The following is a 13,040-nucleotide window of genomic DNA, read 5'->3' on the forward strand; positions in this document are numbered from 1 at the left end:
CGCTAGCCTCACGGTCGGCTAGTGTTTGCGCTCGTAGCGAGCGGGGAGCGCGGCGACCTCGGAGTCCAAGGAAGGGAGCTTAGCGTGCAGAACTTCATCCAGCAGAGCCTCAACGGCATCACCTACGCCGGCCTCCTGTTCCTGCTGGGCAGCGGTTTCACCCTCATCTTCGGGCTCATGCGCATTGTCAACCTCACTCATGGCGCCACTTACCTGCTCGGAGGCTATTTCGGTTACATCACCATGCAGGCGACGCATAACTTCGCTCTGGCGCTGATCGCCGGGATGGCCAGCATGGCGGTCTTCGGAGTCCTGCTCGAGCGTGGGTTGCTGCGCAGCCTCCGTGGTCGGCCCATCCCCGAGCTCCTGCTAACCATGGGCGTTGCCTTCATCATGGGTGACCTGGCGCTGGCCGCCTTTGGCGGTAACCCGGTTTCGGTGCACATGCCCGGCATCCTCGACCAATCGAGCCAGCTCGGTCGCATCACCTATCCCAACAGCCGCTTCCTGATCCTCGGCGTGGCAGTGCTCGTGGCTCTGATGCTCTACCTCCTGCTCGGCCGGACCCGCGCGGGTGCGATGATCCGAGCCGGTGTGGACAATCGTGAGATGGTGAGCGCGCTGGGCATCGACATCAATCGACTCTTTACCGCCGTCTTCATCCTGGGCACCGTATTGGCTGGCCTCGCCGGCGTACTTGGAGCCAGTCTGCTGACCCTCTACCCCGGCGCTGACTCAGAGATCCTCACCTTCGCGCTGGTGGTGGTGATCGTCGGCGGGCTGGGGTCGCTCAAGGGTGCCGTCGTCGGCAGTCTGGTGGTCGGACTTCTCGACAATTACGGCAAGGCCTATTTCCCGGACCTGGCCTACTTCTCGCTGTTCGCGCCGATGGTGCTGATCCTGCTCTGGCGTCCGCAGGGCCTGTTCGGCAAGGCGGGGAACTGATGGGCAGCCTCGTCCGCCTAGTCTCCCGCCATGGCCGAGCCGCTCAGATCGGCGGGCTGGTCGTAGTCGTCCTGATCTGCCTTGCGATTCCCCAACTCGGCTCCAGCTTCTACGTCTCCCTCGGTCTCAGCGTCCTCATCTACGGTCTGCTCGCCATGAGCCTCGACTTGCTGGCCGGCTACACCGGTCTGGTGTCACTCGGCCACGCGTCGTTCCTCGGCGTCGGCGCTTACGGCGTTGCCTTCGGGCTGAGCCACGGACTTGACGTGTACCCGGCCATCGGCTTGGCGCTAGGGGCGGTGGCCGTCACCGCCGCAGTCTTTGGGCTGGTCGCAGTGCGCGTGAAGGAGATCACCTTCGTCATCCTCACGCTCGCGCTCGGCCAGCTGGTCTGGGGCCTGGCGTTCCGCTGGGTGGCGGTGAGCGGCGGCGATAATGGCCTGCCGGTGGCGGGCAGGCCTTCGCTCGGGCCGATAGACGTTACCGATAACGGGGCGTTCTACTACTTCGTTCTCGCCATCGTCATGGCCTGCGCTGCCATTCTATGGGCAATAGTCCACTCGCCGTTCGGGCTCTCGTTGCAAGGGATTAAGGACAACGAAGCGCGCATGCGCACGCTCGGCTACAACGTGGTCCTGCACAAGTACCTCGCCTTCACCATCTCAGCCGTCTTCGGCGGCGTGGCGGGCATCCTATTCGCCTTCTTCAACCTCTACGTCAGCCCGACGATGATCGACTTCAACCACAATGGCACGGTTGTTCAGATGGCCGTCGTCGGCGGCCTGGGAACGCTATGGGGCCCGATGCTGGGCGCCATCGTGATCGTGCTCATGCAGCAGTTCGTAAGCATCTACGTAGGCCGCTGGGTCACGCTGCTGGGGATCATCTTCGTCGTCACAGTCCTCTTCGCTCGGACCGGGCTGTGGGGCGGCCTGCGGGCCATGGTTCGCAGGCTCGCGCTCCACTACGGGGCCGAGCCGCCGGTTGGACCCGCCAGCGTGGCCACCCTCGAGATCCTCGCCACCGAAGGGAGTGAGTGAGGCGGCCCAGGGTACACCGCCTCCTGCCGCGAAGGTGATCGCGTCCGTTCGCGGCACCGACGGCGCTGGCCCAGCTGCACTCCGCTTGGCCGGCGTCAGCCGGCGATTCGGGGGAGTGACGGCGGTCTCTCAGGTCACTCTCGATGTGGCCCCTGGCGCCCGGCACGGGATCATCGGGCCGAACGGCGCCGGCAAGACCACGCTGTTCAACGTTATCAGCGGCGAGCTCGGCGCCAGCGAGGGGCGGATCGACCTCTTCGGCAAGGACATCACGAAGCTGTCACCGCGCCACCGCGTCGAGATGGGCCTCGGGCGGACCTACCAGATCACCCGCACATTCGGGACGCTGACAGTGCGCGAGAACCTAACGCTGGCGGTAAACGGCCTCAAGAAGGCCAAGTTTTCCATGCTGCGCTCCTGGAAGTCCTACCAGGCGCAGGCTGACGATGTCCAGGAGTTGGCTGAGCGCTTTGATCTGAAGGACCGACTGAACAACCTGGCCTCGGACCTCTCGCACGGCGAGCTCCGGCAGCTGGAGGTCGCCTTGGCGATCGCCCTGAAGCCAAGCCTTCTGCTGCTGGACGAGCCGGGCGCAGGGCTCTCGCCGGGCGAGCGCGTCGGCATGCGAGCCCTGCTGAAAGGGCTGCCTCAGGACCTAACCCTCGTCATGATTGAGCACGACATGGAGCTTGTCCGCGACGTCGTCGAAAGCATTCACGTGCTCCACTTCGGCAAGGTTGTGGCGGCCGGCAAAACGGCGTCCATCCAATCCGACGAGCGCGTCCGCGAGATCTACCTGGGGTCCGGCGGCTGATGCTCGACGTCGAAAAGCTTGAGGCCTACCGCGGGCAGTCCTACGTGCTGCAGGGCGTGACCATGCAGGTACCCGACGCAGCCTGCACTACGGTGCTGGGTCGCAACGGCATGGGCAAGACCACGATGATCCGCACCCTCATGGGACTGAACCCGGTGGCGTCCGGAGAGATCCGCTTCGACGGCACCGTGCTGAACCGGCTGGAACCGAACCAGATAGCGCGCCTCGGCCTCGCTCTGGTCCCGCAGGGCCGCCATGTCTTTCCCTCCCTCTCGGTCGAGGAGAACATGACGCTGGGAGCTCGCAAGAACCCCGACGGCCAGGGCGAGCCCTGGACGCTGGAGCGAATCTACGATTTCTTTCCGAACCTGAAGGAGCGGCGCCGCAACGGTGCCGGCCAGCTCTCCGGCGGCGAGCAGCAGATGCTGGCCATCGGCCGCGCTCTGATGACCAATCCACAGCTGATCCTGATGGACGAGCCCTCCGAGGGCCTGGCCCCGGTGATCGTACAGAGGGTGGGCGAGGTCATCCGGCTGCTGAGGGATCAGAAGTTGTCGATCTTCCTAGTGGAGCAGAACTACCGGCTTGGGGTCGATTCCGGCGACTACATTCATATCCTGTCCAAGGGCGTCGTTGTCTGGAGTGGCAGCGCCGCCGACCTCGAGCAGGCGGAAGACGTCAGACGAATGCACCTGGGGGTTTAAGGATGGAAAGGCGGCAGCTCGGCAAGAGCGGTCCTTGGGTGGCTGAGATCGGCCTCGGCTGCATGGGGATGTCGGGTGTATACGGCGCGCCCGATGAGGCGGAGGCGGAGGCCACCATCCGAAGGGCGGTGGAGCTGGGGGTCGACTTCATCGACACCTCTGACATGTACGGCGCGGGCCATAACGAGGAGCTCGTCGGGCGGGCGCTGAAGGGCATCCGTGACAAGGTCGTCCTCGCGACCAAGTTCGGCCAGGTAGTAGGTCCTGACGGCCGCCCTATTGGTGTGAACGGTCGGCCCGACTACGTGGCCGAGGCGTGCGAGGCTAGCCTGCGCCGCCTCCAAGTCGACGTGATCGACCTGTACTACCAGCACCGAGTGGACCGGACGGTCCCTATCGAGGAGACCGTCGGCGCCATGGCGCGGCTGATCGAGCAGGGCAAGGTTCGCCACCTCGGGCTCTCGGAGGCCGGACCCGAAAACGTCCGCAAGGCGGCTGGTGTCCACCCAATCGCGGCCCTTCAGACTGAGTACTCGCTCTGGTACCGGGAGCCGGAGGCCGATCTGCTGCCGACCTGCCGCAAGTTCGGCCTAAGCTATGTGCCGTACTCGCCTCTCGGGCGAGGGCTGCTGACCGGCCAGGTCACGAGCTTCGACAAGCTCGAGCCCAACGACAACCGGCGCAACCATCCCCGTTTCCAGGGCGAGAACCTGGAGCGCAACCTGGCGCTGGTCAGGCGCCTGCAGGCTATGGCGCAGGAGAAGGGCTGCACTCCCGCCCAGCTGGCGTTGGCGTGGATATTGGCCCAAGGCGACGACCTGGTCCCGATCCCGGGCACCAAGCGCCGGAGCTACTTGGAGCAGAACCTGGCCGCAGCCGACGTCGAGCTCTCGCCCGCCGACCTGGCGAAACTGGACCGCGACCTGCCAGTAGGCTCGGGCGCCGGCACGCGCTACGCAGAGGCCCAGATGGCCTCGGTCAACGTCTGACCTCATCTTTCTTGCGAGCGAGTTAGCAGGAGACACGCTGATGAACGATGGCCAAGCCCCTGCCCCAGTTGACCGCAGTCAGATGACTGCAGCGCTCAACGCCGGGCTCGCCCTGGTGCCCGCGCGAACAGCAGTGGTCACCATCGACTGCCACCGTGGTCACCTGGACCCCGAGGTGGCGACGATGCCGGTGGCGCCAGAGGTGGCGCGAGCAGTGGTGGCGTCGGTGGCCCGCCTGCTCGAGACGGCGCGGGCGGCGGGGATGCCGGTGCTGCACGTGATCCTCCAGAACCGGGTGCTCCCGGATGGCACTTCGGAGCCGATGCGAAACCCGTTCTGGGCAGCGGTCGAAGGAGCCAGACAGCAGCTCACCCCCGAACTTGAGAGCACCATCAGCCGGCACAACATCGTCGGCTCCCTCCAGACTCAGCTGATGCCTGAACTCGGGCCGGCTGCGGGCGACATCGTCATCAACACCAAGCGCCGCCTCTCCATCTACCGCGACACAGACCTCGAACTCACGCTGCATGAGCTCGGAGTCGACACTGTGGTGCTCGTCGGCGTCAACACCAACACCTGCGTCATGTGTGCCGCCTTCGAGTCCCTGAATCGCGACCTCCGCACCATCGTCGTCGCTGAGGGTGTCCACTCGATGTACGGCGACGACCTCCACCATTTCGGTCTGCAGAACATCGCCCGCTGCCTGGGCTGGGTGCTCTCGTTGCAGGAGTTCGAGCAGAAGGTCGAGGCCGCCAGGACAGCCTTCGTCGCCGGGTGAGCCGGCCAAAATTCGGCGACTGGTTCGCCTACTTCCCGCAGGACTACAGGTGGTCCGCCGCCATGAGCCTGGTGCTCGGCGCCGCCCCTTACGGCGGCTCGGATCTCGGAGAGGCCGACCAGGCCGGCCGGAGTCTGCGCGACCGGGTCGGTGACGACGAGGCCTGGTTCGAGACCTGGCGTGAGCTGGGGAATCGGCTCGTCGAGCGCGCCGTCACGGCTGAGCGCTGCGGCCGGCGGCTGACCGCCTCCGCCGCCTACGTCCGCGCGTGCGCCTACCTCCAGATTGGCGAGCGGTTCCGGACCCCCAAGGACGAGGTCGCCCTCGCGTGCTACCGCGATTCGGTGGCCGCCTTCCACCGCTTTGCGGAGCTCTCCGACGGTCCCCAAGTGGAGGCCGTCGAGGTGCCGTTCGGGTCGGGATCGTTGCCCGCCTACCTGGTCCACGCCGAGGGCGGTGGCAACCGGCCGCCCTGCGTCGTTTACTTCGACGGCCTCGACATCACGAAGGAGATGTGCTTCCTGCGAGGCGCCGCCGAGCTCGCCCGGCGTGGTGTGAGCAGCCTCTTGGTGGACGGACCCGGCAACGGCGAGAGCATTCGCTTCCGCGGCCTCCCGCTCAGGTTGGATTACGAGGTGGCGGGCGGGGCCGCCCTGGATTTCCTCGAGGCCCGGCCGGACGTCGACGCGTCACGGGTGGGCGTGCTGGCGATCAGCCTGGGCGGCTACTACGCCGCCCGGTGTGCGTCACTGGAGCCGCGTTTCAAGGCCTGCGTCGCCTGGGGAGCGATCTGGGATTATCAGGCGACCTGGGCCGAGAGGGTCGCCGCCAACTTCAGCGGCTCCCTGTCGGTGCCCGGCCACCACATCTCCTGGGTGCTCGGCGTCGACACCGTGGAGGAAGCCCTAGAGAAGCTTCGTGATTTTCGCCTGGAGGGCGTCGTGGAGCGCATGCGCTGTCCGTTTCTCCTGCTCCATGGCGAGCACGACGAGCAGGTGCCGCTCGCTGTGGCGCACCGGCTGCTCGCCGCCTGCGGTTCGACCGACAAGACCCTGCGGGTCTTCACTTCCGCTGAGGGCGGCGCCCAGCACTGCCAGAGCGACCAGCTGACGATGGCTACTACCGAATTTTCCGACTGGCTCGCGGAGAGGCTTTGACCGGGGCTGCGGCGGACCTTGGGATCGAGGGCGGCACCCTCGTCACAAGCGCTGGCAGCCGGCCGGCCAATGTTTACCTCAGCGGCGGCCGGGTGGTGGAGGTGACCTCCGAGCTCCGGCCGGCCGGAGAGCGCTTCGACGCGGCTGGGCTGCTGGTGATGCCCGGGATGGTCGACGCACACGTCCACTTCATGGACCCCGCCGACCTCGAGCGCGAGGACTTTCCGTCCGGTACCGCGGCCGCCCTCCGCTCCGGTGTGACTACCGTCATCGAACATACTCACGCGGCCCCCGTCAGAACCGCCGCCGACCTCGCCGCCAAGGTGTCGTACCTGACCGGACGGGCGCGGTCCGACTTCGCATTGGGGGCGCATGCCTGGCCCGGGGAGGCCCTCGCTGCCGCCGACGCTTGGCGGGCGGGCGCCGCGTTCTTGAAGGCCTTCACTTGTACCACCCACGGCGTTCCGGGCCACGACGCGGCCGCGCTGCGCGAGCTGATGGTCACCGCCCGAGCGGGCGGCGCGACCTGCCTCCTGCACTGCGAGGACGAGTCGCTGACCGCCTCGGCCGAGGCGCGTCTGCAGGCGGCGGGTCGCCATGACGGCGGAGTGATTCCAGAGTGGCGCAGTGTGGAGGCTGAGTTGGTCGCCGTCTCGACGGCCGCCGTCCTGGCCGGTTCCAGCGGAGCCCGAGTGGTCTTGGCTCACGCCAGCAGCCCCATGGTCCTGGCTGCGGCCCGGAACCTGGTGATCGAGTCCTGCCCTCAGTACCTGACGTTGCTCGAAGGGGAGGCACTCTCCGAGGGGTCGCTGCGCAAGTTCACGCCCCCCGCCCGGGCCCGCGCTGAGGCCGACCTGGTCGCAATGTGGGCGGCGCTGGCCGGCGGAGACATCGATTACGTATCGAGCGACCACGCCCCCTCGACCCGCGCCCAGAAGGCGGCCGGTTCGATCTGGGATGTCCATTTCGGCCTGCCTGGGATCGATACCACCTTCTCCGTGCTCCTCGACGGCGCCGCGCGTGGCCAGCTCCGTTATGAGCGCGTGGTCGAGATCTACTCGGAGGCGCCTGCCCGCATCTACGGGTTGCGCGGCAAGGGCAGCCTGGCGCCGGGTGCGGACGCGGACTTGGTCCTCGTGGACCCGGGGTTTGAGTGGACGGTGAAGGACGAGGACGTTATCTCGAAGGCGGGCTGGTCGCCGTTCACAGGACGGACGCTTCGCGGGCGTGCGGTCCGAACGTATCTCCGGGGTACCCTCGCCGCCGAGTGCGGGGAGGTGCTGGCCAGGCCCGGCCAGGGCCGCTTCCTGCCCGGACCCGCAGTCCGGTGACGGTGAGCGGCCGCCTCGCCGGCCGCCGGGCGGTGGTGGCGGGGGCCGCTGGCGGGGTCGGACGCGCGCTTGCGCTGGGAGTTTCGGCCGCGGGCGCCGAGGTGGTCTGCGCCGATCTCAACGGGCCTGGCGCCGACAGCACTGCCTGTCTCGTGCGCGACTCGGGGGCTGCACCTCCTCCCAGCTGAGCGAGGTGACACGCCCCGGGCTGGCCCACAACGCGTCCGCCAAGTGCGCCCTCCGCCAGCTCGCGAAGAGCATGGCCGTCGACCTCGCCGCGCATCGCATCCGGGTGGAACGCCTTCGGGGCCGGCCCGACCCTGACGCCCGGCAACCGCGAGTTCTTCGCGCGGCCGGAGGTGCGCGAGGCCAACCTGCGGCTGCTCCCGCTCGGACGGCTCGGCGAGCCGGACGAGATGGTCGGCGCGGCGGTCTTCCTGGGATCGGATGAGGCCTCATATGTGACCGGAGCCACCATCATGGTCGACGGGGGCTACACGCTGCTCTGAGCCGCGACTCCGAGGACAAGGCGCCCGTTGACTTGTCCGTGCTCGAGTCTCTCCACCGCCTTGTTCAACTCGGCCAGCGGGAGCACCTCGTCGATCACTGGGGTGACCAGCCCGTCGGCCACCAGGCGGATCACGTGCTCCATGTCGGCGCGGGTCGCGTAGCGGGAGCCGAGCACCGATTGCTCCCACAGCACCAGCTGGTCACTGGAAATGGCCATCAGCTCGCCCACGTGGTAGCCGACGCCGACGATCCGACCGCCTGGGCGCAGAAGCTGCCGAGCCTTCTCCAGCAGTGCCGGCACGCCGGTGGTTTCGATCACAAGGTCGGCCATATCCCCGCCACTTAGGTCGGTCACATGCTCCTGAACGTCTCCAGTCCCCACCACCTCTCGAAGGCCGGCCCGGCGCGCCGCCTCCAGCTTGGCCTCAACGTCGACCCCGACCACATGCGCGCCGGCCACCTGGGCGATCAGGGCGGCGTGGACGCCGACGCCGCCGAGTCCGAGCACCACCGCGAGCTCACCCGGCTGAATGCGGCCCCGCGGCACAACAGCCCGGTAGGCGGTCCCCATCGCGCAGGTCAAGGCGGGAGCCTGGTCGGGTGGGATGTGCTCGGGCACCGGCAGCACATTCTCGACCGGCGCCGACACATACTCCTGGAAGCCGCCCGGCTGAGTGAACCCCATCCAGGCGACGAGGTTGGTGCAGAGGTGCTCCTCGCCCCGCCGGCACGATGCGCAGCGGTGGCAGGCCCAGAGGTGGTGGATTATCACGCGCTGGCCGGCCGAGAGCGGGCTGGGGCCGTTCACCTCGACCACCCTGCCGGAGACCTCATGGCCGGCGACGTGGGGAAGGGCCAATCCCGGCGAGTAGGGCATTCGTCCGCGGATTGTCTTCACGTCGCTGAAGCAGAGACCGCACGCCAGCACCTCAATCAGGGCATGGCCCGGTGGCGGCTGTGGGCGGGGAAGCTCCAACATCTGCAAGGGACTGCCGTAGGCCGTCACTGCCATTGCTCGCATCGCCCTAAGGTTAGATGGCCGCCGTGGGCGACGCCAGCGCCTGAATTCAAGGAGTCCTTCATGACGATCGGCTGGGGAATCATCGGAATCGGCAGGATTGCGGACAGCGCAATGGCGCCCGCGATCACGGGCGACGCAAACAGCCGCTTGGAGGCTGTCGTGAGCCGCGACGAGGGACGGGCCGAAGCCTTCGCCGTCAAGCATGGGGCGGCCGCGGCCGGCACCAGCTACGAGGAGATGCTGGCCAACCCGCAAGTAGACGCTGTACTCATCTGCACGCCCAACACCCTCCATCCCGACCAGGTGGTGGCGGCTGCACGGGCGGGCAAGCACGTCCTCTGCGATAAGCCCCTGGGGGGAATCGCGGCCGACGCCGCGCGCGCCCTCCAGGCGTGCAAGCAGGCTGGGGTGAAGCTCGGAATTAATTTCCAAACGCGCCACCACGGATGTTTCCAGGAGGCGCGCCAGGCGATTGCGGAGGGCAGGATCGGCGATGTGATCTCGGCCCAGGTCGACGCAAGCCCGGGCTCGGCCCCGCTCGGCGGCTGGCGCACCGACGTGGCCCTGGCCGGGCTGGGCGCCACCAACAACATCGCGGTGCACATCTACGATTTGATCCGCTTCCTGCTCGACGACGACCCGACCGAGGTCGTGGCCATGTTCGAGAGCGGCCGGGCTGAGCAGCTCGAGCGGTTGCCCATGGTGCTCATGCGCTTCTCTCGCGGCGCGCTCGTCTATGCCAATGGCAACCAGCTGACGCCTAAACCGCTGAACGACCTGGTGATCCACGGCACCCGGGGCCGCATCGACGCCCGGGGGCTGACGCGACCCGGTCAGGAGGGGCGAATGCGCATCGTCTCGGGGGAGGATGAGACGGAGCGCGAGTACAGCTCCCATGATGCGTACGCGAGGACGTTGGCAGCCTTCAGCCACGCTGTGTCCGAGGGCCGGGAACCAAACCCGTCCGGTCTTGACGGTCTTCGCAGCGTCCAGCTGACAGACGCGATCCGACGATCGGCACGCGAGGGCCTTGTCGTGCCGGTGGGTGAGTAGCCTCAGCCGCGGAGCAGCAGCCGCTCGTCCCAGCCGGTGCGGGTGAGCGCCCGGCCGCCGTCGTCCGTTACGAGAATCGTGTGCTCGAGCCGGACCCCGGCCCCTCCGCACACGCCAGGGACCCAGATCAGGGGTTCGACGGCGAAGGTCAGGCCGGCATGGAGCGCCACCGTCTCTGGCCCCGGCAACTCCTCGCCAATGTAGGGCGGCTCGTTTGCGCCCATGCCTACTCCGTGGCCGATGAATAAGCTGATGAAGTTGCCGCCGAGTCCGTGGCGGGCGGCCACCTCGTGGACGGCCTGAGCCACGTCGTCGTTGGTGTTGCCTGCCTTCAGTGCCGCAGTTGCGGCCGCCAGCGCCTCGTGGACGGCCGTGTAGACCTCCTGCTGGCGTCGAGAGGGCAGCCCGCAGACGACCGTACGGCCCATATCTCCGAAGTAGCCGGACCACATCGCCCCGATGTCGATGAATACGAGGTCCCCCTCGCCGATGATCTTGTCGGACGGAATCCGGTTGGGGCGGCGCCAGGTGCTCGCCGGAGGCCACGAAAGGGGTGCTGACATGCGGCATCTCGCCGCCGAGCCGGAACAGCGCGTGCATGGCCTCGGCCACCACATCGGTCTCGCGAACACCCGGTCTCACCGCATCGATGGCTGCCTGGGTCACCGCCTCGGCGATTGCGGCAGCCTGCTCCATGAGCGCGATCTCGTCGGGCAGCTTGATGAGGCGGCCTGGTGCATTGCCGCGTCCCGGTCGCCCAGTCGGACGTCTGGAAGCAGCTCGTCCAAGACCTGGACCAGCGTGAAGCCACACTCATCAAGGCCGAGCCGGCACCCCGAGCAGCCCATGCTTTTCGACCAGCGGCTTGATCGTCGCTCCGACCGCACCGCGCACTAAGCCCCCAGCCCCCATGATCGGGACGGCGTGGATCTCCTGCAGCCACGGCAATCGCCACTCGCGCTCGCTGGACCTCACCGCCGGAGGCAAGCAGGATCGGCTCATGTCCAGGCAGCAGCAGGCACCCATTGAGCACGGCGCTTTTGCCCGCGATGATCTGGGCCCGCAGCCCCGTCAGGTAGCGGACGTTCTCGTCCTTCCAGAGCAGCATCGCGTCGAGCGCGGCCGCGGCCATCGCCTGGCGGGCCTGCTCGACGCGCTTCTCGCGCAGCCGGTAGGGATCGGGACAGTGCTCGTAGTCCGCCCGGAACTGGCCATGCGCGAACTGAGAGAGGTCGCCGCGTGGGGGCCTCTCGGACCTATCGGATGTCTGGTTCCAGAAGGTCGGGCGCGAAGGACACTAAACGGCCGCTACCGCTGCCGCGGGGACCGCTTGGCGGCGGAGGTTCGCGGAAAGGCGCGCCGCCAGGGAGTCGGCCTGGGCCACCAACTCCGCGAGCCTCTGTCCTTCAAGCGCTGGCGCGGGCCAGCCACGCTGAGGGCGGCCAGAAAGATGCCGGACTGGTCATGAACTGGAGCAGCCACGCAGTCCGCCGTCTCCAAGCGGCGGAGGATACCCAAGATGGCAGCCCTGCCCGAAGACCACGTGGGCCGAGCCCTGTAGGCGCCGTTCGTGGACGGCGGCCGACCCCAAGTCGAACAGTCTGATGCCGAACCAGAGGCGCCGCGTGGCGCTGTCGCGAGAAACGAAACGGTTCCCGACCAGGTTCGCCAGGGGCTGCAGTATCAGGTCCTTAGCCACCGCCATAATTCGGATAAATCCTATCAGCGGTCGTTCAGCCTTCTCGGGAGACCTGGCGCCGGAATGTCGACTTGGACATGCAGCCAAATGAAGTGCGGTCACGGTGGACGGGCGCGGTGCGCGTCGACCCGCTCGACGGCCGGACAATGGATGCCGTGGGCCACTTGCCCTCGATTGGGACAGAAAAACTGAGAGCGGCCAGCAGTCAGCGAGGAGAAGGCGATTTGGTAGCGACAGGTTTCAACCACGTCAGCATTAGCGCTCTCGACCTGGAGGGCTCGGTCAGGTTCTACACCGAGGTCCTGGGCCTTGAGAGGCTGCCGACTCCAAACTTCGGCTTCCCGGTTCAGTGGCTATCCCTCGGAGGGCTGCAACTGCACCTTTTCGAGCGTCTGGGACCGGCCCCCGCCTACCACCACCTCGCTCTTACCGTCGACGACTTCGAGGCCGCCTACACCAAGTCCAAGGAGCTGGGCATTTTCGATCGCGAAGCGTTCGGCCACCACATCTATGAGTTACCCAGCAAGAACGTCCAGATGTACCTGCGCGACCCAGGCGGCAACCTCGTCGAGATAGACCACCCGAACATCGACACCATCAACCGCTCGGTCGTTGATGAGATTCGACGACTCCCGCAGCCGCAAGGCCGGGAAAACCTGCGGTCGACGCTCTTTCTGGCCCGGTAGGTGCGAGCCTGTGGCCGCGGCCGGCCGCCTCGATCCTGCAGGCCCCAAACAGCGTTCGGCGCCTTCCAGGCCGCGCCTGCCTGGGGCAGGACACGCTAGGCGATCGCCCCCAGGCCGGCGTCGGCACAGGCCAGATCCTGCTCGCTGGAGGCGCCGCTGACGCCGACGGCCCCAAGCACCGTCGCCGCCCGCGGATGAGGACGGAGCCGAGTGCCGACATCAAGGTCAGCCGGACCAATCGGTCGACCCGCTCAACGACGGCAGCCGGTCCTAGGCACCCGGTTCAATGAGCCGCCGTCGGGGTGCCGGAGGG

The 13,040-nt window shown here is 67.4% G+C and carries 15 protein-coding genes and 2 pseudogenes; 12 read left to right on the forward strand and 5 right to left on the reverse strand.

Translation table 11 applies throughout. The features are described from left to right. The first annotated feature begins 84 nt into the window (after positions 1-84). The 10 genes from ACR2MZ_RS06265 (at position 85) to ACR2MZ_RS06310 (ending at position 8,267) form a co-directional block, all read left to right on the forward strand. A complete protein-coding gene (locus tag ACR2MZ_RS06265) occupies positions 85-945 on the forward strand; it encodes a branched-chain amino acid ABC transporter permease (RefSeq protein ID WP_338182343.1) in 861 nt (286 codons plus the stop codon). Then, positions 945-1,985 (forward strand): branched-chain amino acid ABC transporter permease, encoded by a 1,041-nt coding sequence (locus ACR2MZ_RS06270; RefSeq protein WP_434004210.1) that lies wholly within the window; start codon positions 945-947, stop codon positions 1,983-1,985. Before ACR2MZ_RS06265 ends, ACR2MZ_RS06270 begins: the two co-directional genes overlap by 1 nt. Positions 1,986-2,019: 34 nt before the next feature. Further along, the gene (locus ACR2MZ_RS06275; protein WP_434004211.1) at positions 2,020-2,799 is read left to right on the forward strand and encodes an ABC transporter ATP-binding protein; all 780 of its coding nucleotides are present in this window, start codon (positions 2,020-2,022) and stop codon (positions 2,797-2,799) included. Further along, positions 2,799-3,503, forward strand: a complete 705-nt coding sequence (locus tag ACR2MZ_RS06280) for an ABC transporter ATP-binding protein (protein WP_338182335.1) — start codon at positions 2,799-2,801, stop codon at positions 3,501-3,503. Before ACR2MZ_RS06275 ends, ACR2MZ_RS06280 begins: the two co-directional genes overlap by 1 nt. A gap of 2 nt (positions 3,504-3,505) precedes the next feature. After that, positions 3,506-4,492, forward strand: coding sequence for an aldo/keto reductase (locus ACR2MZ_RS06285; RefSeq protein WP_434004212.1), 987 nt, complete (start codon positions 3,506-3,508; stop codon positions 4,490-4,492). A 40-nt stretch (positions 4,493-4,532) separates the two neighbouring features. Beyond that, entirely contained in the window at positions 4,533-5,270 is a 738-nt protein-coding gene (locus ACR2MZ_RS06290; RefSeq protein WP_434004213.1) for a cysteine hydrolase family protein, read from the forward strand. Beyond that, a complete protein-coding gene (locus ACR2MZ_RS06295) occupies positions 5,267-6,427 on the forward strand; it encodes an alpha/beta hydrolase family protein (RefSeq protein WP_434004214.1) in 1,161 nt (386 codons plus the stop codon). Before ACR2MZ_RS06290 ends, ACR2MZ_RS06295 begins: the two co-directional genes overlap by 4 nt. Continuing rightward, positions 6,424-7,758: a dihydroorotase gene (locus ACR2MZ_RS06300; protein ID WP_434004215.1), complete on the forward strand. Its 1,335-nt coding sequence runs from the start codon at positions 6,424-6,426 to the stop codon at positions 7,756-7,758. The genes ACR2MZ_RS06295 and ACR2MZ_RS06300 overlap by 4 nt, the downstream gene beginning before the upstream one ends. Next, positions 7,755-7,946: a hypothetical protein gene (locus ACR2MZ_RS06305; protein WP_434004216.1), complete on the forward strand. Its 192-nt coding sequence runs from the start codon at positions 7,755-7,757 to the stop codon at positions 7,944-7,946. The genes ACR2MZ_RS06300 and ACR2MZ_RS06305 overlap by 4 nt, the downstream gene beginning before the upstream one ends. Before the next feature lie 132 nt (positions 7,947-8,078). Continuing rightward, complete coding sequence (locus ACR2MZ_RS06310) at positions 8,079-8,267, forward strand: SDR family oxidoreductase (RefSeq protein ID WP_434004239.1); 189 nt, start codon at positions 8,079-8,081, stop codon at positions 8,265-8,267. Here ACR2MZ_RS06310 and ACR2MZ_RS06315 read toward each other — a convergent pair. After that, complete coding sequence (locus ACR2MZ_RS06315; protein WP_434004240.1) at positions 8,252-9,280, reverse strand: alcohol dehydrogenase catalytic domain-containing protein; 1,029 nt, start codon at positions 9,278-9,280, stop codon at positions 8,252-8,254. The genes ACR2MZ_RS06310 and ACR2MZ_RS06315 overlap by 16 nt on opposite strands. Positions 9,281-9,349: 69 nt before the next feature. Between ACR2MZ_RS06315 and ACR2MZ_RS06320 the strand changes: the two genes are divergently transcribed. After that, a complete protein-coding gene (locus ACR2MZ_RS06320) occupies positions 9,350-10,342 on the forward strand; it encodes a Gfo/Idh/MocA family protein (protein ID WP_434004217.1) in 993 nt (330 codons plus the stop codon). Between the two features lie 2 nt (positions 10,343-10,344). Here the strand turns inward: ACR2MZ_RS06320 and ACR2MZ_RS06325 are convergent, their stop codons facing one another. The 3 genes and pseudogenes from ACR2MZ_RS06325 to ACR2MZ_RS06335 all read right to left on the reverse strand — a co-directional run. Next, the gene (locus ACR2MZ_RS06325; RefSeq protein WP_434004218.1) at positions 10,345-10,905 is read right to left on the reverse strand and encodes a M24 family metallopeptidase; all 561 of its coding nucleotides are present in this window, start codon (positions 10,903-10,905) and stop codon (positions 10,345-10,347) included. Positions 10,906-10,918: 13 nt separating this feature from the next. Continuing rightward, positions 10,919-11,038, reverse strand: a pseudogene (locus ACR2MZ_RS06330) (M24 family metallopeptidase); the annotation flags it as partial. Positions 11,039-11,357: 319 nt separating this feature from the next. Next, positions 11,358-11,474: pseudogene (locus tag ACR2MZ_RS06335) on the reverse strand (aminopeptidase P family N-terminal domain-containing protein); the annotation flags it as partial. 791 nt (positions 11,475-12,265) lie between these two features. Here ACR2MZ_RS06335 and ACR2MZ_RS06345 point away from each other — a divergent pair. Beyond that, positions 12,266-12,727 carry a VOC family protein gene (locus tag ACR2MZ_RS06345; RefSeq protein ID WP_434004220.1) on the forward strand — a complete coding sequence of 154 codons (462 nt, stop codon included), beginning with the start codon at positions 12,266-12,268 and terminating at the stop codon, positions 12,725-12,727. Between the two features lie 95 nt (positions 12,728-12,822). On the opposite strand, the gene ACR2MZ_RS06350 is transcribed toward ACR2MZ_RS06345, so the two are convergent. After that, a complete protein-coding gene (locus tag ACR2MZ_RS06350) occupies positions 12,823-12,906 on the reverse strand; it encodes a heme-binding protein (protein WP_434004241.1) in 84 nt (27 codons plus the stop codon). Between the last annotated feature and the right edge of the window lie 134 nt (positions 12,907-13,040).

Origin of the sequence: Candidatus Dormiibacter sp. (assembly GCF_050999135.1) — a bacterium.
In the GTDB taxonomy this organism is placed as follows: Bacteria; Chloroflexota; Dormibacteria; order Dormibacterales; family Dormibacteraceae; genus Dormiibacter; species Dormiibacter spiritus.